The sequence below is a fragment of the Streptomyces sp. NBC_01261 genome (genome assembly GCF_036226385.1).
In the GTDB taxonomy this organism is placed as follows: domain Bacteria; phylum Actinomycetota; class Actinomycetes; order Streptomycetales; family Streptomycetaceae; genus Streptomyces.
In genome coordinates this window covers 8,917,820-8,937,496 of record NZ_CP108463.1, presented here as the reverse complement: position 1 = coordinate 8,937,496, position 19,677 = coordinate 8,917,820, and the positions used below count along the sequence as shown (strand labels likewise).

The 19,677-nt window shown below is 70.5% G+C and carries 19 protein-coding genes and 1 riboswitch; of the genes, 4 read left to right on the top strand and 15 right to left on the bottom strand.

All coding sequences use genetic code 11. The annotated features are described in order from the left end of the window. Window positions 1-209 precede the first annotated feature (209 nt). The 10 genes from OG226_RS39885 to OG226_RS39840 all read right to left on the bottom strand — a co-directional run bounded on the left by OG226_RS39885 (window position 210) and on the right by OG226_RS39840 (window position 9,378). Window positions 210-1,280 (bottom strand): hemolysin family protein, encoded by a 1,071-nt coding sequence (locus OG226_RS39885; protein WP_328684578.1) that lies wholly within the window; start codon window positions 1,278-1,280, stop codon window positions 210-212. After that, on the bottom strand, window positions 1,277-2,611 hold the full coding sequence (locus OG226_RS39880; RefSeq protein WP_329351664.1) for a hemolysin family protein: 1,335 nt from the start codon (window positions 2,609-2,611) through the stop codon (window positions 1,277-1,279). The genes OG226_RS39885 and OG226_RS39880 overlap by 4 nt, the downstream gene beginning before the upstream one ends. 176 nt (window positions 2,612-2,787) lie before the next feature. Beyond that, window positions 2,788-3,231 carry a PH domain-containing protein gene (locus tag OG226_RS39875; RefSeq protein ID WP_328684576.1) on the bottom strand — a complete coding sequence of 148 codons (444 nt, stop codon included), beginning with the start codon at window positions 3,229-3,231 and terminating at the stop codon, window positions 2,788-2,790. 14 nt (window positions 3,232-3,245) lie between these two features. Next, entirely contained in the window at window positions 3,246-4,103 is an 858-nt protein-coding gene (gene hisG, locus OG226_RS39870) for an ATP phosphoribosyltransferase (protein ID WP_328684575.1), read from the bottom strand. Between the two features lie 59 nt (window positions 4,104-4,162). Continuing rightward, window positions 4,163-4,435 (bottom strand): phosphoribosyl-ATP diphosphatase, encoded by a 273-nt coding sequence (locus OG226_RS39865; protein WP_018534786.1) that lies wholly within the window; start codon window positions 4,433-4,435, stop codon window positions 4,163-4,165. A 34-nt stretch (window positions 4,436-4,469) separates the two neighbouring features. Then, window positions 4,470-4,955: a 6,7-dimethyl-8-ribityllumazine synthase gene (ribH, locus tag OG226_RS39860; RefSeq protein WP_019059681.1), complete on the bottom strand. Its 486-nt coding sequence runs from the start codon at window positions 4,953-4,955 to the stop codon at window positions 4,470-4,472. 51 nt (window positions 4,956-5,006) lie between these two features. After that, window positions 5,007-6,296: a bifunctional 3,4-dihydroxy-2-butanone-4-phosphate synthase/GTP cyclohydrolase II gene (locus tag OG226_RS39855; protein ID WP_328684574.1), complete on the bottom strand. Its 1,290-nt coding sequence runs from the start codon at window positions 6,294-6,296 to the stop codon at window positions 5,007-5,009. Next, entirely contained in the window at window positions 6,293-6,937 is a 645-nt protein-coding gene (locus OG226_RS39850; RefSeq protein ID WP_329351663.1) for a nicotinamide mononucleotide transporter family protein, read from the bottom strand. The genes OG226_RS39855 and OG226_RS39850 overlap by 4 nt, the downstream gene beginning before the upstream one ends. After that, a complete protein-coding gene (locus tag OG226_RS39845; protein WP_328684572.1) occupies window positions 6,934-7,536 on the bottom strand; it encodes a riboflavin synthase in 603 nt (200 codons plus the stop codon). Before OG226_RS39845 ends, OG226_RS39850 begins: the two co-directional genes overlap by 4 nt. Window positions 7,537-7,685: 149 nt before the next feature. Next, a riboswitch (FMN riboswitch) is annotated at window positions 7,686-7,816 on the bottom strand. Window positions 7,817-8,052: 236 nt separating this feature from the next. Then, a complete protein-coding gene (locus OG226_RS39840) occupies window positions 8,053-9,378 on the bottom strand; it encodes an ROK family transcriptional regulator (protein WP_329351662.1) in 1,326 nt (441 codons plus the stop codon). A gap of 160 nt (window positions 9,379-9,538) precedes the next feature. On the opposite strand from OG226_RS39840, the gene OG226_RS39835 reads away from it, so the two are divergent. Further along, window positions 9,539-10,750, top strand: a complete 1,212-nt coding sequence (locus tag OG226_RS39835; protein WP_328684570.1) for an MFS transporter — start codon at window positions 9,539-9,541, stop codon at window positions 10,748-10,750. Here the strand turns inward: OG226_RS39835 and OG226_RS39830 are convergent. Further along, complete coding sequence (locus OG226_RS39830; protein ID WP_328684569.1) at window positions 10,710-11,168, bottom strand: acyl-CoA thioesterase; 459 nt, start codon at window positions 11,166-11,168, stop codon at window positions 10,710-10,712. The two genes, OG226_RS39835 and OG226_RS39830, sit on opposite strands and share 41 nt — an antisense overlap. Before the next feature lie 157 nt (window positions 11,169-11,325). Then, on the bottom strand, window positions 11,326-12,603 hold the full coding sequence (locus tag OG226_RS39825) for an alginate lyase family protein (protein ID WP_443066945.1): 1,278 nt from the start codon (window positions 12,601-12,603) through the stop codon (window positions 11,326-11,328). Window positions 12,604-12,724: 121 nt separating this feature from the next. Here OG226_RS39825 and OG226_RS39820 point away from each other — a divergent pair, with 121 nt between their 5' ends. Continuing rightward, window positions 12,725-14,125 (top strand): uracil-xanthine permease family protein, encoded by a 1,401-nt coding sequence (locus OG226_RS39820; RefSeq protein ID WP_328684567.1) that lies wholly within the window; start codon window positions 12,725-12,727, stop codon window positions 14,123-14,125. On the opposite strand, the gene OG226_RS39815 is transcribed toward OG226_RS39820, so the two are convergent. Then, a complete protein-coding gene (locus OG226_RS39815; RefSeq protein WP_328686569.1) occupies window positions 14,107-15,207 on the bottom strand; it encodes a glycoside hydrolase family 6 protein in 1,101 nt (366 codons plus the stop codon). The two genes, OG226_RS39820 and OG226_RS39815, sit on opposite strands and share 19 nt — an antisense overlap. 125 nt (window positions 15,208-15,332) lie before the next feature. Between OG226_RS39815 and OG226_RS39810 the strand changes: the two genes are divergently transcribed. Both OG226_RS39810 and OG226_RS39805 read left to right on the top strand, forming a co-directional pair. Beyond that, window positions 15,333-16,019, top strand: a complete 687-nt coding sequence (locus OG226_RS39810; protein WP_328684566.1) for a DUF5995 family protein — start codon at window positions 15,333-15,335, stop codon at window positions 16,017-16,019. 93 nt (window positions 16,020-16,112) lie between these two features. Next, window positions 16,113-17,042 carry an LLM class F420-dependent oxidoreductase gene (locus OG226_RS39805; RefSeq protein WP_328684565.1) on the top strand — a complete coding sequence of 310 codons (930 nt, stop codon included), beginning with the start codon at window positions 16,113-16,115 and terminating at the stop codon, window positions 17,040-17,042. A gap of 37 nt (window positions 17,043-17,079) precedes the next feature. Here the strand turns inward: OG226_RS39805 and OG226_RS39800 are convergent, their stop codons facing one another. Then, window positions 17,080-18,777: a flavin monoamine oxidase family protein gene (locus OG226_RS39800; protein WP_328684564.1), complete on the bottom strand. Its 1,698-nt coding sequence runs from the start codon at window positions 18,775-18,777 to the stop codon at window positions 17,080-17,082. A gap of 53 nt (window positions 18,778-18,830) precedes the next feature. Beyond that, window positions 18,831-19,619, bottom strand: a complete 789-nt coding sequence (locus tag OG226_RS39795; protein WP_328684563.1) for a carbon-nitrogen hydrolase family protein — start codon at window positions 19,617-19,619, stop codon at window positions 18,831-18,833. Window positions 19,620-19,677 lie beyond the last annotated feature (58 nt).

The window sequence follows — 19,677 nt, the reverse complement described above, 5'->3', positions numbered from 1 at the left end:
GTCCCAGTCGATCACCGCCCACCCTATCGGCGGGAAGCGCCACGGCACACAGGAGACGCTCGGGGCACGGCGGCGCGGGCGCCCGACGTGATCACCGGATTCCTCCCCGCGGACGGACGCGAAAGCCGGCGACGGCAGGGCGCCCTGGCACTCGGTGGGGATCGCTCCCCCGAGCCGCCGAAAGGCCCTGCTGCCGCCGGCTTCGGATCTCAGCCGGCCACCGCCTGCTTCAGTTCCACCGTGCGTGGCTGTGGCGGTACCTCTCGGTGGGCCGGGTCCGTCACCTCGCCGACCAGGAGTTCCAGGACGTCCTCCATGGCCACCAGGCCCAGTATCTTGCCGGACGCGCCGGCCACCTGGGCCAGGTGGGTCGCCGCCCGGCGCATCACCGTCAGGGCGTCGTCCAGGGGGAGTTCGGCCCGGAGCGTGGTCATCGGGCGCCAGATCTGTTGGGGGACCGCTCGTTCGGACTCCTCCAGGTCCAGGACGTCCTTGACGTGGAGGTAGCCCATGAAGGCGCCGGTCTCCGCGGCGATCGGGAAGCGGGAGTAGCCGGTGCGGGCCGTGAGGGCGACGATCTCGCCCGGGGTGACCGAGGGGCTGACAGTCACCAGGTCCTCGCGGCGCAGGAGGACGTCGGTGACCGGGCGGGAGCCCAACTCCAGGGCGTCCTCCAGGCGTTCCTGTTCCTCCGGGTCGAGAAGGCCGGCCTGTCCCGAGTCCTCCACCAGGCGGTTGAGCTGTTCGCTGGTGAAGACGGCCTCGACCTCGTCCTTGGGCTCGACGTGGAAGAGCCGCAGGATGCCCTGGGCGACGGCGCCGAGGGCCACGGTGATCGGCCTGCAGACGCGGGCGAAGGCGACCAGGCCGGGACTGAGCCACATCGCGGCCTTCTCCGGCGCGGCCATCGCGAGGTTCTTCGGGACCATCTCGCCGATGACGAGGTGGAAGAAGACGACCGCGGCGAGCGCGAGGATGTATCCGAGGGGATGGATCATGCCCTCGGGCAGGCGCATCCACTCGAAGACCGGCTCCAGGACGTGTGCGACCGTCGGCTCGGCGACCGCGCCCAGCGTCAACGAGCAGACGGTGATGCCGAATTGGGCCGCCGCCATCATCTGCGGCAGCCGCTCAAGGCCGTAGAGGACCTGTCGGGCGCGGGCCGTGCCGAGGGGCTCGATCTGGCTGCGGCGGACGGAGACGAGGGCGAACTCGGCGCCGACGAAGAAGCCGTTGGCGAGCACCAGCAGGACGGCGAAGAGGAGTTGGAGGACGGTCATCGGGCCGCCTCCATGACGTTCACCGCGGGAGTCGTGCGGACCAGGCGGACGCGTTCGGCCCGGTAGTGGCCCACCTGGCGTACCGAGAGCCGCCAGCCCGGGAGTTCGGCCTTGTCGCCGGGGGCCGGGATGCGGCCGAGGAGGTCGGCGACCAGGCCGGCGACCGTCTCGTACGGGCCCTCGGGGACGTCGAGGCCTATGCGTTGGAGGATGTCGACGCGGCAGCTGCCGTCGGCGTCCCACGCGGGCTTGCCGTCCTCCGGTGGAGCCGCGGCGAGTTCGGGTACGTCCTGGCCGTCGTGCTCGTCGCGGACCTCGCCGACGAGTTCCTCGACGATGTCCTCCAGGGTGACCACCCCCGCCGTACCGCCGTACTCGTCGACGACGACGGCGATCGGCTGTTCGCTGCGCAGCCGGGCGAGGAGTGGCTGGACGGGCAGCGTCTCGGGGACCAGCACCGGGGACTTGGCGATGCTGGTGACGGAGGTCCGCAGCCGGTCGTGCGAGGGCACGGCCAGCGCGTCCTTGAGGTGGACCATGCCGACGATCTCGTCGATCTTCTCCCGGTAGACGGGGAAGCGGGACAGACCGGTGGCGCGGGTCAGGTTGACCACGTCCTCGGCCGTCGCCGACGACTGCAGCGCGCTGACCTTCACACGCGGGGTCATCACGTGCTGCGCGGTCAACTCGCCCAGCGACAGCGTCCGTACGAAGAGGTCGGCGGTGTCCTGCTCCAGCGTGCCGGCCTGCGCCGAGTGCCGGGCCAGGGAGACGAGTTCGCCGGGGGTGCGGGCCGAGGCCAGCTCCGCTGTGGGCTCGACGCCGAGGGCGCGGACGAGCTTGTTGGCGACGGTGTTCAGCGCGGCGATCACCGGGCGGAACAGCTTCGCGAAGGCGTGCTGCGGTGCGGCGACGAAGCGCGCGACCTGGAGGGGCCGCGACACCGCCCAGTTCTTGGGCACGAGTTCGCCGATCACCATCTGCACGGCGGAGGCCAGCAGCATGCCGACGACCACGGCGACGCCGGAGACGGCGCCCTCGGGGATGCCGATCGCGCTGAACGGGCCGTGCAGCAGCTCCGCCAGGGCCGGTTCGGCGAGCATGCCGACGACCAGGGAGGTGATGGTGATGCCGAGCTGGGTGCCGGAGAGCTGGAAGGACAGCTCCTTGAGCGACTCGACGACCGTGGCGGCCCGTCGGTCGCCCTCGGCGGCGGCCTTCTCGGCCTCGGGACGCTCCACGGTGACGAGCCCGAACTCGGCCGCGACAAAGAAGCCGTTGGCCAGAATCAGCAGGATCGCCGCTCCGAGGAGCAACAAGGGGATGGTCATGCCGCCGCCTCGATATGTCGGGAGGGGGCGGCGCAGGTACTACAGGACGATCCGTCCATCGCTGGAGGGAGTCACTCCTCGGGTCGCAGGGTGCCTCTGAAGACAGGGGGGAACTTCGGTGGCGGAGGCGGGAACGAAAAACGCCACCGACAACAGATTAATCAAGACATGGCCCTCTACGGCAGATCCCTCAGGGACCTGTCCTCGGCGAGGGCCCGCAGAGCGCGCGCGTCGGCGATGGCCCGCTCCTTGGCGATACCGGGCTGGATGCCGAGCACGGGCAGGCTGGTGCCGTCGCTCAGGTTGAGGAAGACCCAGGGGTCGCCGGGGCGCAGATTCACCTGGAGGATCTCGGCCCACGCCAGCCGGCGCCTGCTGACGATGTTCACGACGGTGACACCGGAGTCGTCGGCGACGACCTTCACCCGGGCGAGCATGGCCAGTACGGCGAAGAGGAGGGCACCGGTGAGGACGAAGCTGAGCTTCTCCCCCGGGGTGAGCTGCTCCAGGAGCATCGCGACGGTCGTGATGACGACGAAGATCGCGATGCCCGCGGTGAGCAGCACGGCACGGGTGCGGCCCGGCCGGAACGTGACCGGCAGGGCGGGGAGTTGAGACATGGCTGGCGTGTTCCTCAGAGACGGCAGGCGTGGATGGCCGTCGTCAGGATGGCCCGGGCGCCGATGTCGTACAGGTCGTCCATGATCCGCTGCGCCTCCTTGGCGGGGACCATCGCGCGGACGGCGACCCAGCCCTCGTTGTGCAGCGGGGAGACGGTCGGGGACTCCAGACCGGGGGTGAGCGCGACGGCCTTCTCCAGCTGCTCGACCCGGCAGTCGTAGTCCATCATCACGTACGTGCGGGCGACCAGGACGCCCTGGAGGCGGCGCAGGAACTGCTGGACCTTGGGCTCGGCGGTGTCGTCGGTCTCGCCGCCGGTGCGGCGGATGACGACGGCCTCGGACTTCATGATCGGGTCGCCGAAGACCTCAAGTCCCGCGTTGCGCAAGGACGTTCCGGTCTCCACGACGTCCGCGATGACCTCGGCGACGCCGAGTTCGATGGCGGTCTCCACGGCGCCGTCGAGGTGGACGACGGAGGCGTCGACGCCGTTGTCCGCGAGGTACTTGGCGACGATGCCCTCGTACGAGGTGGCGACCGTCTTGCCCTTGAGGTCCGCGAGGTTGTTCGCGGCGCCCGGCTTGGAGGCGAAGCGGAACGTGGAGCGGGCGAAGCCGAGCGGGAGGATCGGCTCGGCGCTCGCGCCGGAGTCGATCAGCAGGTCGCGGCCGGTGATGCCGATGTCGAGGCGGCCGGAGGAGACGTAGATCGCGATGTCGCGCGGGCGGAGGTAGAAGAACTCGACCTCGTTGACCGGGTCGACGATCCGCAGCTCCTTGGACTCCCGGCGCTGCTGGTAGCCGGCCTCATGCAGCATGTCCGCCGCAGGTCCTGACAGGGAACCCTTGTTGGGGACGGCGATGCGCAGCATGAGGTCGGCTTCCTTCGCGTGAAAAGGGGTGAACTGTCGGAAACGGCTCTAAAGGGGTTTTACAGGTGGGCGTAGACGTCGTCCAGCGAGATTCCGCGGGCGACCATCATCACCTGCACGTGGTAGAGCAGCTGCGAGATCTCCTCGGCGGCCGCCTCCTTGCCCTCGTACTCTGCGGCCATCCACACTTCGGCGGCCTCTTCCACGACCTTCTTGCCGATGGCATGGACGCCCTTGCCGACCAGCTCTGCGGTGCGGGAAGTGGCGGGGTCGCCGGTGGCGGCCTTCTGCTGGAGCTCGGTGAAGAGCTCCTCGAACGTCTTATTGGACATGGTGCTGCCCACCCTATTGCAAACAATCGTGGGCTTAACGCCACGGTTCAGATACTGAGCGGAGCGTGGCCGCCGTCGCGACGGCCGCGGTCACCGCCTCGTGCCCCTTGTCCTCGTTCGAGCCCTCCAGGCCGGCCCGGTCGAGGGCCTGCTCCTCGGTGTCGCAGGTCAGGACGCCCATGCCGACGGGGACGCCGGTCTCGACCGAGACCTGGGTGAGGCCCTGGACCACGCCCTGGCACACGTACTCGAAGTGCGGGGTGCCGCCCCGGATGACGACACCGAGGGCGACGATCGCGTCGTAGCCCCGGCCCGCCAACACCTTTGCCACGACCGGGAGTTCCCAGCTGCCGGGGACCCGGAGCAGGGTCGGCTCGTCGATCCCCAGGTCGTGCAGGGCGCGCAGGGCGCCGTCCACCAGACCGTCCATCACCTTTTCGTGCCACTGCGCCGCGATGACGGCGACCCGCAGGTCTCCGACGTTGCGTACGGACAGTTCGGGTGCGCCCTTGCCGCTCACGTTCTCTGGTCTCCTAGAAGTGCGATTACGCGTCGATGTGCGATTGCGCGGTCACTGGTTGCCGCAGGTGGACACGGGGGCCGTGTCCAGCCAGGGCAGGTCGTGCCCCATCCGGTCCCGCTTGGTGCGCAGGTAGCGGAGGTTGTGCTCGCCCGCCTGTACGGGCATCGGCTCCCGGCCGGTGACCTTGAGGCCGTGCCGGACGAGCGCGTCGGTCTTGTCGGGGTTGTTGGTCATCAGGCGCAGGCTGTGGACGCCGAGGTCCTCCAGGATCTGCGCGCCTGCGCCGTAGTCCCGGGCGTCGGCGGGCAGGCCGAGTTCCAGGTTGGCGTCGAGGGTGTCCCGGCCGCGCTCCTGGAGTTCGTACGCCCGGAGCTTGGAGAGCAGGCCGATGCCGCGTCCCTCGTGGCCGCGGAGGTAGACGACCACTCCCCTGCCCTCCTCCTGGATGCGCTCCAGGGAGGCCTCCAGCTGGGGGCCGCAGTCGCAGCGCAGGGAGTGGAAGACGTCGCCGGTGAGGCACTCGGAGTGGACGCGGACGAGGACGTCCTCGCCGTCGCCGATCTCGCCGTGGACGAGGGCGACGTGCTCGACGCCGTCCACGGTGGAGCGGTAGCCGTAGGCCGTGAACTGGCCGTGGCGGGTGGGGAGTTGGACCTCGGCCTCGCGGCGGACGGTGGGTTCGGCTGCCTGGCGGTAGGTGATCAGGTCCTCGATGGAGATGATCGTCAGGCCGTGCTTGCGGGCGAACGGGATCAGTTCGGGGAGGCGGAGCATACGGCCGTCCTCGCCCGCGATCTCGACGATCGCGCCGGCCGGGCGCAGGCCCGCCAGACGGGCGAGATCCACGGCGGCCTCGGTGTGGCCGTTGCGGACCAGCACACCGCCGGTGCGGGCGCGCAGCGGGAAGATGTGGCCGGGGCGGACCAGGTCGTCGGCCTGGGCGTTGCCGCTCGCGAGGACCCGAAGCGTGGTCGCGCGGTCGGAGGCGGAGATACCGGTGGTCACACCGTGAACGGGCGCGGCGTCCACGGAGACTGTGAACGCGGTTTTCATGGACTCGGTGTTGTCCTCGACCATCTGCGGGAGCCGGAGCCGGTCCAGCTCGTCGCCCTCCATGGGGGCGCAGATCAGGCCGCGGCACTCGCTCATCATGAACGCGATGATCTCGGGGGTGGCCTTCTCGGCGGCGATGACGAGGTCGCCCTCGTTCTCGCGGTCCTCGTCGTCGACGACCACGACGGGGCGGCCGGCCGCGATGTCCGCGATGGCCTGCTCGACCGGGTCGAGGGAGAAGTCCTCGAAACCGTCTGTGCTGTACAGGATCGGTGCCGTAGTCATGCCGGCGCTCCTTCCAGGACGGGCTGCGGGGTCTTGCGGGAGCGCAGCCACCAGTCGCGCATGCCCCACAGGACGAGTGCGCCGTAGATGACGTAGACGAAGCCGGAGAACGCGAAGCCGTTGGCGAAGTTGAGGGGGACGCCGACGAGGTCGACGAGGAGCCAGGCGAACCAGAACTCGACCATGCCGCGGGCCTGGGCGTACATCGCGACGACGGTGCCGACGAAGATGTAGGCGTCGGGCCACGGGTCCCAGGAGAGCGAGGGGTACGCCTTGAAGAGGGCGGCGACCGCCACGGTCCCCACGGCGGCGGAGCCGGCCAGGATCGCGCGCTCGCGCCAGGTGGCGAAGCGGGGGGTGATGTGGCCGTCGGCGGTGCCGCCCCCGCCGCGGTTCCACTGCCACCAGCCGTAGACCGCGACGACCATGACGACGACCTGCTTGCCGGCGCTGCCGGAGAGGTGGGCGGTGGCGAACGCGGCGAAGAGGATCACGCCGGAGACGAACTGGGTGGGCCAGCTCCAGATGGACCGCCGCCAGCCGAAGGCGAGGCCGATCAGTCCGATGACGTTGCCGATCATGTCCGACCACTTGATGTGCTGGCCGAACAGGACGAAGGCCTCGGAGTTGAGCCAGTTCACGGGGTCACCTCGCGTGAACCCATCAGCCGCTCCACGTACTTGGCGATGACGTCGACCTCAAGGTTGACCGGGTCGCCGGGCTGCTTGAGGCCGAGCGTGGTCAGGCCGAGGGTGGTGGGGATGAGGCTGACGGTGAAGTAGTCCGGGCCCGCGTCGACGACGGTGAGGCTGATGCCGTCGACGGTGATGGAGCCCTTCTCGACCACGTAGCGCGTGAGGTCGGCCGGGAGCGAGATCTTGACGAGCTCCCAGTTCTCGGACGGCTTGCGCTCGATCACCTCGCCGGTGCCGTCGACGTGCCCCTGCACGATGTGACCGCCGAGGCGGGCGCCGAGGGCCATGGGGCGTTCGAGGTTGACGCGGGAGCCGACGGCGAGGACGCCTAGGCTGGAACGGTTCAGGGTCTCGGCCATGACGTCGGCGGTGAACTCGTCACCCTCGAACTCCACGACGGTGAGACAGACGCCATTCACGGCGATGGAGTCGCCGTGCTTCGCGCCCTCGGTGACGATGGGGCCGCGCAGACGAAAGCGGGAGGCGTCGTCGAGATTCTCGACGTCGGTGACCTCACCCAGCTCTTCGACGATTCCGGTGAACACTTCCCGGGTCCTCCTGCCTCATAGGGCACGGACTCCGGGGCCTGTCGAAGACGACAGAATGAAACGGACGAGAACACCGGGAACGACGCCGGACAGAACCCGTCCACACAGGACGAGCCGATACGGCGGCGCGCACGAATGCCCGCCCGCCGCGCACTGCCTCCCATCCGGACTTTAACCGTCGGTCCAGGAATTCCACCTGGTCAACCGGCCGCTGGAAGCGGACGGGTCGCGGACTATAACCGCCGGTTCGGACTTTCACCGACCCCGGAGTGCGCTGCTTCTGGTACACGGCCAGTGTGCCACGCCCGGCAAGGGTCCATCCAGGTGAAGGGTGTGGGCTGGCTCACAGACAGTGCCGCTGGACTTCTCAAGGGGGCCCTACCTGCTGGATCATCTGGTCTAGTCCTTTTCGGATCTCCGGAGGGGACACCCTGGACCGGTCCGGCGGTGGTGACGACGGCCCTTGCCCACCGCCGGGCCACTCAGGCCAGGTGCGACCGCGCGCCCGGCCGGCTATCCGAACAACTCGTCCTGCGCGCCGTCCTGAGCCGTCAGCAGCGCGCCGCGCAGCACGGCGGCGCCGCCGAGGACGCTCGGGCGCACCTCTGCGGGCAACGGGGACATCCGGACGATCCGCTCGGCGACCCGTACGGCGAGTTCGTCACCGCCGGCCTGCCCGACCTCGCCGCCGAGGACCACGCATCCGGGGTCCAGCAGCGCGACGACTGAAGCGACACCGAGGGCGAGACGGTCGGCGAGGGCGTCCAGGAAGCGGGCGGCGGAGGCGTTGCGGGGGCCGGTGTCTCGCGTGGGGTCCGGACGACCGGCGTCGGCGCTCGCATCCGGGTCGCCCCCGGCATCGACACCGCCGCCCGCGGCACCCGTATCGCACTCACCCCCGGCATCGACGCCCGCGTCACCCCCGACGCCGATGCCGCCCAGCTCCGCGACAGCCCACCGCACGACCTCCGCCGCGCTGTTCCCCTCCGCCCTCCCCGCCTCCAACACCCGGCACTCCCTGGCCAGTTCAAGCACAGCCCCGGCCCCCGCCAGCGAGTGGAAACCCCCCTCGCAGTCCGTCGCCGAAGGGAACCCCCTCGTCCCCGGTACCGGCAGGAAACCGATCTCGCCCGCGCCCCCGGACGCGCCCCTGCGCAACATCCCGTCCAGCACCACCGCCGCACCGATCCCCATGCCCAGCCACAGCAGCACGAACGTGTCCCGGTCGTGGGCCGCGCCGTCGCGTCGCTCGGCCAGCGCCGCGAGGTTCGTCTCGTTCTCGGCGACGATGCGGGTGTCGGGGAGGCGTTCGTGGAGGGCGGCGACCAGGCGTCGGTGCCAGGCGGGGAGGCCGGTGGTGTCGCGGAGTTCGCCGGTGGCCGGGTCGATGAGGCCGGGGGCGCCGACGCACACCGTGTGGAGGTGTTCCGCGCCCGCCTCCTTCGCCGCGCGTTCCACCAGGGCCACGGCCTGTTCGACCGCCGGGCCCGTGCCCGAGTCGCCGTCGATCGGTACCGACGCCTCCGCGAGCACCCGGCCGACGAGGTCGGAGACGAGTACGGAGACGCCCTCCGTGCGGACGTCCAGCGCGGCCAGGTACGCGCGGTTGCCGACGATGCCGTACAACCGGGCGTTCGGGCCGCGCCGTTGCTCCCCGGATTCGCCGACCATCTCGATCAGCCCGGAGGCCGTGAGGCGTTCGACGAGGTCGGCGACGGTCGGCCGGGAGAGTCCGGTGAGCTGCTTCAACTGCCCTGCCGTCAGCGGGCCTTCGTGTTGCAGCAGGCGCAGGGCGAGCCGGTCGTTGATGGCCCGGGCGGTGCTCGGGGATGCGGGCATGCCGGGAATCCTCCCAGATCGAGGGGGTGCGACGGGCAGCCGGTAACTCTCTTTCTATCAGGCAGGGTTCCTGATAGTTTACCCGGCGCGAGCGGGACGAGAACGCGTGAGCAGAGACTTTGACGGCGGCGGGGACGCGCGCGGCAGGAGGGGCCGGACAATGAGTGAAGTGGTCTACGACCGACGCGAGGTGAAGCGTGCCCGGTACGCCGTGGCGGCCGTCTTCGCCGTGCACGGCGCGGTCACCGGCTCGTTCGCGACCCGGGTGCCGTGGATCCAGGAGCACGCGCACGTCGCCGCCGGCTGGCTCGGGTTCGCCCTGGCCTTCGGGGCGTTCGGCGCCTCCTGCTCGATGCCGCTGGCCGGCTGGATCACCCACCGCTTCGGCAGCCGCACCGCCCTGCGCGGGCTGATCGCCATGTGGACCATGTCCCTGGTGCTGCCCGCGCTCGCGCCCAACCTGGTCACCCTGTGCCTGGCGATGTTCACGTACGGCGCGAGCGCGGGCATGGCCGACGTCGCGATGAACGCGCTCGGTGTCGAGATCGAGCGCCTCCTCGACAAGTCGATCATGTCGAGCCTGCACGGTATGTGGAGCGCGGGCGCCCTGATCGGTTCGGCGGGCGGCACCCTCGCCGCACACCTCGGCTCGGACGCCCGCGTGCACCACCTGATCGCCGCCGTGATCCTCACCGTGTTCGGTGTGACCGCCTGCCACTGGGTGCTGGACATCCCCCCGGGCGTGGAGGAGGAGGCGCCGCCCCGGTTCACGCTGCCGCCGAAGTCGGCGCTGCTCATCGGCGCGGTGGGCTTCTGCGCGGTGTTCGCGGAGGGGGCGAGCCTGGACTGGTCGGCGGTGTTCCTGAAGGACCAGTTGGGTACGTCGGCCGGGCTCGCGGCGGCCTCGACGACCGGCTTCATGCTGACGATGGCGGTGGCCCGGCTGGTCGGCGACGGGGTGGTGAACCGCTTCGGCTCGGTGCGTACGGTCCGCGCGGGCGGGGTGCTGTCCGTGTTCGGCGGCCTGCTGATCGTCCTCGCGGAGACCCCGGCGCTGACGATGGTCGGCTTCGCACTGCTCGGTCTGGGCATCGCCGTGGTCGTCCCGCTCTGCTTCGCGGCGGCGGGCCGCAGCGGCCCCAACCCGAGCCAGGCCATCGCGGGCGTCGCGACGATCACCTACACCTCGGGGCTTGTCGCGCCGAGCCTGATCGGCGGGGTGGCGCAGGCGACGAGCCTGGTCGTGTCGTTCTGCCTGGTCACGGTGTTGGCGGGCGGGCTCGTGGTCTTCGCGGGCGTGCTCCGCGCCGGGGACCGCGACCGCCCGAAGGTCAGCCCGCCGAGCGCAGCAGTGTCCGGCCCACGGCCCTGAACCCCTCGCTCCAGGGCGCGGGGCGCAACGTCCCCGCGTCCAGCCGGACCAGGACCCGAGTGCCGGTCGCATAGGTCGTCGCTCCGTCCGCCGAACAGAACCGGAAGCCGTACGTCAGGCCCGTCGTCCCCAGCCGGTCCAGCCAGAGGTGGACCGCGTACGCACCCGTCTTCGTGACCGGCGCCTCGTAGCTGATCAGCAGTTCCCTCACCACGTTGCAGGCGTCCCCGGCGCTCGCCCAGTCGCCGTCGAAGCGGACCCCGTGCTCCTGCCACAGCTCGGTCCACGCCCGCTCGACGAGGAGCGGGTAGCGGGCGTTGTGCAGCATTCCGAGCGCGTCGAGATCGTCGAAGTGCACGGTGACGGCGCGGAGTTGACCGTAGGACAGGGCGGTGGCGGATGGGCTTTCGACGGTCACGGCGGGACTCCCGAGCGGTGCTGGTGGGGCGGTGGAGACTGTGGGGACCGCCCCATTCTAAGCGACCGCTCAGGAGCCCCTGTCGAGAAGGCCCTGCTCGGACGGGCCTACGGGGAAGGACTACGGAGGCCCTCCGAGTCCTCACACGGTGGGCCGGTCAACCGGCGATCGAGTCCAGCTGCTCGGCCGCCGGACGCAGCGCCCACAGGTCACCGCCGGGCGGCGCCTCCAGCTTCGGTACGGCGGCCTTCGCCCTGGCGTCCCCCGCGTCGGCCGCCGCGTGGACGACGTCGCTCGCCGCGTACCGGTAGAACTCCAGCTCCGGATGCGACCACGCGGCGGCCCCGGTCGCGGCCGGCAGCAGATAGTCCACCGCCTTCAACAAGCCCTGCCCGTCCGGGCCTTGATAGGTCCACAGGTTCACGCCGACATGCCGGCCGATGGCGGCGAGCCGGGTGTACGCGACCAGGTCGAAGGTCGAGTAGTGCCAACTCCGCGTCCGGGCGAGCTCCTGCGGCTGGCTGCCGTCGCCCGCGATCTGCGGGTCGACGCGCTTGGCGCGCGCGTCCAGCACGGTCCGCCTGGCCAGCGCCTTGTCGCCGGTCGCGTAGGCGAGGGCGGCCAACTCCATGTCGTAGAAGGTGCCGTGGTTGTTGGCGGCGGCGCCCTCCTCCTTGCCGAAGGCGCTGTTCTTCAGCCAGCCGAGGAAGTCGGAGTTCCAACCGGCCATCGCCGTACGGTCCTTGCTCGTCCAGCCGGGGGCACCGGTGCCGAGGATCGCGACGGCGTCGACGACGCTGGTGTACGACTGGGAGAAGTCGATGATGCCGATGGCGCGGCCGTCGTACTTGCACGGGATGAACTGGGCGTGGTCCAGGTTGGGGTTCATCTTCGTGGCCGGGTCGAGGAACCAGGTGCGCAGGACCTGGTCGGCCTTGTGCGCGTAGCGCTTGTCGCCGGTGTAGTACCAGGCGAGCGCGAGGTCGTACGTCGAGTCGAAGACCTTCTCCACGTCCTGGCGGTCGGTCCCCGTGTCGACCTCGGGGTTGCGTTGGCCGTCACGCTGGACGTACGGGCAGCCCCACGGGTTGTCGGCGGTCGGGGTGGTCGTGGGCCACCAGTAGGGCGCCTGGCTCAGGTATTCGTGAACATCCCCGCCGGGGGCGGGTTTCGGCTTGTCCACGACCGTCCAGGGGCCCTGGTGCAGCCAGTTGTCGGCGCGCGCCGTCAACTGCTTGACCGCCCGCCGGAGTTGAGGGTCCCCGCGGTCCAGACGGAGCTTGGTCTGCTGGAGGCGGGTGCCGTCGAGGACGGCGGTGTGGGGGACGGCCGGCGCCGGGTGCGCGGAGGCGGAGGGGATGACGACGGCCGTGAGCGTGGCCACGGCGGCGAGAAGGATGCCCAGTCGGGATCTGACACTCGACCTTGCACTCACCGATCAACTCCGATCAGGTATGTGAACGCTGTTCATGAGTGGAACCGTGCGAGCGTAGAACCACCAGGTAGCCGTGACAATGGTCCGGACCGATTTCACGTACAGAGAAAGCGACCCCACCATGGACCTCGGCGTGCGCTGGAAGCTGCACGGTGACGGGCGGACGCCCGCGCCCGGAGCGGTCGTCCGCCCCGACGAACGCCTCTCCTGGCCGCGCACGGTCGGGCTCGGCGCCCAGCACGTGGTGGCGATGTTCGGGGCGTCCTTCGTGGCCCCGGTCCTGATGGGCCTCGACCCCAACCTCGCGATCATGATGTCCGGCGTCGCGACCGTGATCTTCCTGCTCGCGACCAGGGGCCGGGTGCCCAGCTACCTCGGCTGCTCGCTGTCCTTCGTGGGCGTGGCCGCCGTGATCCGCGCGCAGGGCGGGACGAGCGCGACGGTGACCGGCGCGGTGTTCGTCGTCGGGGTCGTGCTGTTCCTGGTCGGGGTCGCCGTGCAGCGGTTCGGGGCGCGGATCATCCACGCCGCGATGCCGCCGATCGTCACCGGCGCGGTGGTCATGCTGATCGGCTTCAACCTCGCCCCGGTCACCGCCGCCACCTACTGGCCGCAGGACCAGTGGACGGCCCTGCTGGTCATGGCGTTCACCGGTCTGGCCGTCGTCTGTCTGCGTGGTTTCTGGTCCCGCGTCGCGATCTTCCTGGGCCTGGTCTTCGGCTACGGCGTCTCCTGGGCGTTCGACCGGATCTTCGGCCGCATCCACTCGATGAGCGCGAGCGGTGAGGTCACCGACCACTGGCGCCTGAACCTCTCCGGCGTCGGCAGGGCCGACTGGGTCGGGCTGCCGTCCTTCCACGGACCGTCCTTCCAGTGGTCGGCGATCCTGGTCGCGCTGCCGGTGGTGATCGCGCTGGTCGCCGAAAACGCCGGACACGTCAAGGCAGTTGGGGAGATGACGGGCGACTCGCTGGACGACAAACTGGGCACCGCGATCTCGGCGGACGGCGTCGCCTCGATGCTGTCGACCGCCGTCGGCGGCCCGCCCAACACCACCTACTCCGAGAACATCGGCGTGATGGCCGCGACCCGCGTCTACTCCACCGCCGCCTACTGGGCCGCCGCCGGCTTCGCGCTCCTCTTCGGCCTGAGCCCCAAGTTCGGCGCCATCGTGGCCGCGATCCCGGGCGGGGTGCTCGGCGGGATCACCGTCATCCTCTACGGCATGATCGGCCTGCTCGGCGCGCAGATCTGGCTCAACTCCGGTGTGGACCTGCGCAATCCGCTGAACCTGGTACCGGCCGCGGCGGGCATCATCATCGGCGTCGGCGGCGTCACCATCAAGTTCACCGACAACTTCACGCTCAGCGGTATCGCGCTGGGCACGCTCGTCGTCATCACCGGCTACCACGCCCTGCGCTTCCTCGCGCCCGCCCACCTGAAGACGGACCAACCGCTGCTGGACGAGGGGACGTCGTCGTACGACTCACCGGGCGAGGCCGGTCAGCGCGCCAGGTCGTAGGCGTACGACGCCGTGAACGTGCCGGCCGCGCCCCGGCAACCGTCCGACTCCCCCGGCAACTTGACCCACAGATAGCCGTCGATCCGCGCCTCCCCGGTGCTCAGCGTCGGCGCCCGGCCGATCTTCCGGCCCGCCGGGTCGCACCACTGGCCGTCGGCCGGGGCGCCGTTGCCGTTGCGGCTGGTGTCGATGACGGCGCCGAGACCCGCGGGACCGCCGAGGGCGTCCAGCACCTGCCGGTCGTAGGCGATCTCGGCCGAAGTGGCGTGGAAGTTCGAGACGTTGCTGAAGATCCCGTCCGAGGAGGCGGCGGAGGCCGCGCCCGCCTGCTTCAGCAGGGCCGCCTGCCGCGCGGCCGGGTTCCAGTCGGAGTGGCCCGCGTCGTAGTACACGCGGGCCTTCGGGTCGGCGGCCTTCAGGACACGGCCCGCGCGGGCCAACGCCTCGAAGCGGTCGGCGCGTTGGGCCTCGGAGAGGCAGTCGGCCTGGGCTGTGGAGTCGGGTTCGAGGATCACGACGACCTCCCTGGAACCCAGCCCCGCCGCGAAGTCGTCGATCCAGCCGTCGTACGCGTCGAAGTCCGGCGCCCCGCCCTCGGAGGCCCCGCCGCAGTCGCGGTCCGGGATCGCGTACGGCACGACCACCGGCACCCGGCCCTGCGCGGCGGCGCCCGAAGTCACCGCGCGGACCCGGGAGGTGATCGTCGACGGTGTGAAGTCCGCGAACCACACCGCCTCCGGCTGATCGGCGATCCGGGACTCTATGACCTCGGTACGGGGGTCGTCGGGATGAGCGCGGACCCAGTCGAGGACCTGGGAGTCCGAGTGGCGGTAGAGGCGGGAGGGGGTGATTTTGGGCGGTTTCGGGGTGGGGCCGGTCGTGGTGGTCTTCTTCGGATGGGCCGACGAACTCCCCTTCGGGGAAGGGGAGTTCAACGTCGTCGGCACATCGGGCCACGGCAGCAGCAGGGTCGCGTCGCTCGCGTGCGGCCGGGTCCGGTCCGTGCCGCGTTCGTCGTCCAGCGCTCTGATCGCCCCGGTCATCGCGCCGAGCGCGACCACGATCGAGGCCGCCACGACCAGTACGCTCCGCCGTCGGTCCCGCGAACGCGACACACCGCCCCCTCACACCGGACCCGTTCCCCCGTTCTGGGGAAGTGTCGGGCCCGGCGGCACCGCGGCCAGCCCAGGGCTGGGACGCTGCCCCCATGGGGCAATTGGCACACTTCACCACACCCGTGGACAAGGTCGTCTCCCGGCTGCGCGCGCTCGACGAGGAACTGCCCGCACGGGACGGGATCGCAGTGTTCAACCGCGTGTATCTCGCCGTCACGGAGGCGGTCGACCGGGGTGTCGACGCCGGTCGGTTCGCGGACGCGCGGGCGGCGATCACGCTGGACGTACGGTTCGCGGAGCGGTACCTGGCGGCCGTGGACGCGGCGGCCAACGGGCGCCGCCCGCCCGCCTGTTGGCGCCCGCTGTTCCAGCTCCGGCGCCATCCCGGCGTACGACCGCTGCAGTTCGCGCTCTCCGGCATCAACGCACACATCGGCCACGACCTCGCGCTCGCCGTCGTGGACGCCTGCCGCACGCTCGACTGCGAACCGGCCGACCTGGAGGACGAGTTCGACCGCGTGGGCGATCTCCTCGTGTCGCTGGAGGAGCGCGTCCGCGAGGAACTGATGCCGGGGCCCGACCTGTTCCAGATCGCCGATCCGCTCACGCATCTGCTCGGCTCGTGGAGTCTGGAGCGCGCCCGGGAGGCCACCTGGACAGCGGCGCGGGCCCTGTGGGCGCTGCGCGGACTGCCCGATGTCGCCGAGGAGTTCACCGAGCGGCTGGACGCGGCGGTGGGATTCGCGGGCCGGATGATGCTCACGCCGTTGCCCGACTGAGGTGGCCTGATCCGGCCGCCGTGCCGGCCACCTCGGAACCCCCCGGTGATCGCCCCGCGTTGACGGCACACCCGAATGCGAAGGAGCACCGGTATGACGACTCGGCTGGGCCTCAGTCTCCCCCAGATGCGGCAGTACTCCATCGGCACGGACGTTCCCGACGTGGCACGCACCGCCGAGGAGATCGGCTACGAAAGCCTGTGGGTCTTCGAGCGGGCCCTCTTCCCGGAGCCCGCCACCCAGGGCCTGTACAACATCGAGGGTCTCGCCTGGCCGGACGTGTACCGGGACGTGGCCGAGCCCCTGGTCACGCTCACCCTCGCCGCCGCCGCCACCGAGCGGGCGCGGCTGGGCACCAGTGTGTTGGTGGCGCCGCTGCGCATACCCTTCCAACTGGCCAAGGCGCTGGCCTCGTTGGACGCGGCGAGCGGCGGCCGGGTGATCGCGGGCCTGGGCACCGGCTGGTCGCTCGACGAGTACGCGGCGGCAGGAATCCGGCCATTCGAGGAGCGCGGCCGGGTGCTCGACGAACTGATCGAGGTGTGCCGGGCCGTGTGGGGCCCGGACCCGGTGAAGTACGACGGCCGACTGACGAAGATCGCCTCCGCGGTGGTCGGTCCCAAGCCCGCCCGGCCGATCCCGATCCTGCTGGCCGCGGGCAGCGGGAAGGCCCGGCAGCGGCTGGTGGACCACGCCGACGGCTGGATTCCGGTGGCCCTGGGCGCTGAGCAACTGGCCGCCGAGTGGCGGGAGTTGCAGGACCTGGCGGCCGAACGCGGTCGCACCGAGCCGATCCAGAAGGTCGTGCGGGCCAACGCCGTGCACACGGCCAAGCCCTATGACGGACCCGACCGCCAGCCCTTCCAGGGCAGCGCCGACCAGATCGTCGAGGACCTGGTGGCACACGCGGCGGTCGGCCTGGAGGAGATCCTGGTCGATCTCCAGACCACTCCGCGGGACGCCCAGGAGCTCAAGGACGTCGCCGCTGAGGTGTACGAGAAGGCACGCGCGGCCGGGATCTGACCTCCGGCCGACCTGCCTCCGACCAGCTGAACGCCCGTCAGTCCTCCGGCAGTTCGACCGGCGCGATCGTGTCGTAGACGTCCCCGGGCCCGGGGTTCGTCGGGTCGGTCGTGCCGCCGAGCTGGTGCATGACGCCCCAGACCGCGTTCAGCGCGGTCTGGACGGCGCCCTCGGCCCAGCCGGCCGTCCAGGAGATGTCGTCGCCGGCGAGGAAGACGCCCCGCTTGTCCGCGGGCAGCCGGTCCTGCATGAAGTGGGTGAACAGGCGCCGCTGGTAGCGGTAGTGGCCGGGGAGGTTGGCCTTGAACGCGCCCATGAAGTAGGGCTCGTTCTCCCAGGAGACGGTCACCGGGTTGCCGATGACGTGCTTCCTGATGTCGACCTTCGGGTAGATCTCGCCGAGCGACTTCAGCATGACCTCCATCCGCTCGTTCGCGGACAGCGGCAGCCACTTCAGGCTGTCGTCGCACCAGGTGTACGAGAGACAGATGACGGCGGGCTTGTCCGGGCCGTCGTCGAGGAGGTAAGTCCCGCGCGTCATCCGGTCGGTGAGGGTCATCGACATGACGTCCCGGCCCGTCTCCTCGTCCTTGTCGAGCCAGAAGGGCCGGTCGACGGGAACGAACAGCTTCGAGGACTCCATGTAGTGGGTGCGCTCGATCGCCGTCCAGTGGTCGATCGGGAAGAGCGAGTCGTCACAGGCGATCTTCGAGAGCAGCATCCAGGACTGGGCGGTGAAGATCGCCGCCTGGTAGGTGCGGATGTCGCCGTTCGCGTCCGTCACCGTGATGCCGTTGCCGGCGGTGCGGTGCAGCCGGGTCACGGCGGGGCGGGGTGCGCCGCCCACGTGCAGGGACGCCAGCGAGGTGCCGTAGGGCCAGTGGACGATCTTCTGCGGCTCGCGGTCCCAGAGGCGGAGCGGGAGTTGCTGGGAGCCGCCGACGATGCCGCGGTGGTGGTCGTCGGCCTCGGTGTAGACGACGCGCAGGATTTCGAGGATCGAGTTCGGGAAGTCGGTGTCCCAGCCCCCCGTGCCGAAGCCGACCTGGCCGAAGATCTCGCGGTGCCGGAAGGACTTGAAGGACTCGGAGTCGCAGAGGAAGCCGTAGAAGGTCTGGTTGTCGAGTTTCTCGACGAGCTCCGACCAGATCTCGCGGATGCGCGGGACGTCGCGTTCGCGCATGGCGCGGTTCATGTCGGAGAAGTCGGCGCCCTCTTCGAGGCAGGCGTTCCAGGCGTGCATCACGTCGCGGTAGACCTGCGGGAGGTCGTCGACGGTGGTGGCGTAGTGCGACTCGCCCTTGAGGTCGACGACCGTCGAAGGGGTCGCCTCCGCAAGGGGGTTGGGGAACGGCCGGGTCTCAAGTCCCACCAGGTCGATGTAGTGCTGGAGGGCGGTGGAGGAGGGCGGGAAGCGCATCGCGCCCATCTCGGCGGTGAGGGACGGGTCGCACCCCTCGAAACCGACGGTGCGCAGTCGGCCGCCGATCCGGTCGGCCTCGTAGACGACGGGCTTGAGGCCCATCTTCATCAGCTCGTAGGCGGCCACGATGCCGGACAACCCGCCGCCGATCACGGCGACTTCGGTGCCGTGCTCGGTCGCGGGTATCTGGCCGAGGCCCGCCGGATGGGCGAGGAAGTCGTCGTACGCGTACGGGAAGTCCGGCCCGAACATGGTGATCGGCGGCTGCCGCTCGTCGGCGTGCTGGACGGCGTTGGGCACCGTGGACGTCATGGGGTACGGACTCCTAGCGACAAAGCTTTGAAGGGAAGGCGAAGGCCGGGGATTCAGGCGAGGGACCCGTAGAGGCCGGGGCGACGGTCCGTCAGATACGGGTTCGCCGCACGGGAGTCGGCCAGGAACTCGGGGTCCAGGTCCGAGAGGAGGAGTTCCTCGCCCCGGCCGGCACGGGTGCGGGCGACCCCGTCGGGTCCGGCGAGGGTGGAGAGGCCGAAGAAGTCGAACTCCCCTTCCTGGCCGATGCGGTTGATGTACGCCACGTACATCTGGTTCTCCCAGGCCCGCACCGGGACCAGCGCTTCGGCGACGAACTGGAACGGGTGCATGTTCGCCGTCGGGACGAGGAGCAGGTCGGTGCCGGCGAGGGCGTGGGCGCGGACGGGCTCCGGGAACTCGACGTCGTAGCAGATCATCAGGCCGACGGTCAGGCCGTTCAACTCGGCCTGGACGACCGGCTGTTCGCCCGGTGTGAAGTGGGCGCGCTCGAAGTCGCCGAAGAGGTGGGTCTTGCGGTAGTTGGCGAGGCGGGTGCCGTCGGCGGAGATCAGCTGGGCCGAGTTGTGCACGGCGTCGCCGTCGCGCTCGGGGTAGCCGTAGGCGATCGCGAGTCCGTGGCGGCCGGCGATGTCGGCGATCGTGTCCGCGGAGTCGCCGTCGGCGGGCTCGGCGAGGCGGCCGATGTCGTCGCCGATCGCGTATCCGGTGAGGAACATCTCCGGCGCGGCGAGCAGCCCGGCACCGCCGGCCGCGGCCCGGCCCGCGGCCTCGTCGAGGACCTTGAGGTTCTCGACGACGGAGCCGGGGCGGCCGGAGCTCTGCAGGAGGGCGGTGCGCATGCGTGTTCCTCACCGGTACGAAAAGGCCGAAGAGCCACCTATTGGGGTCTCCCTAGAC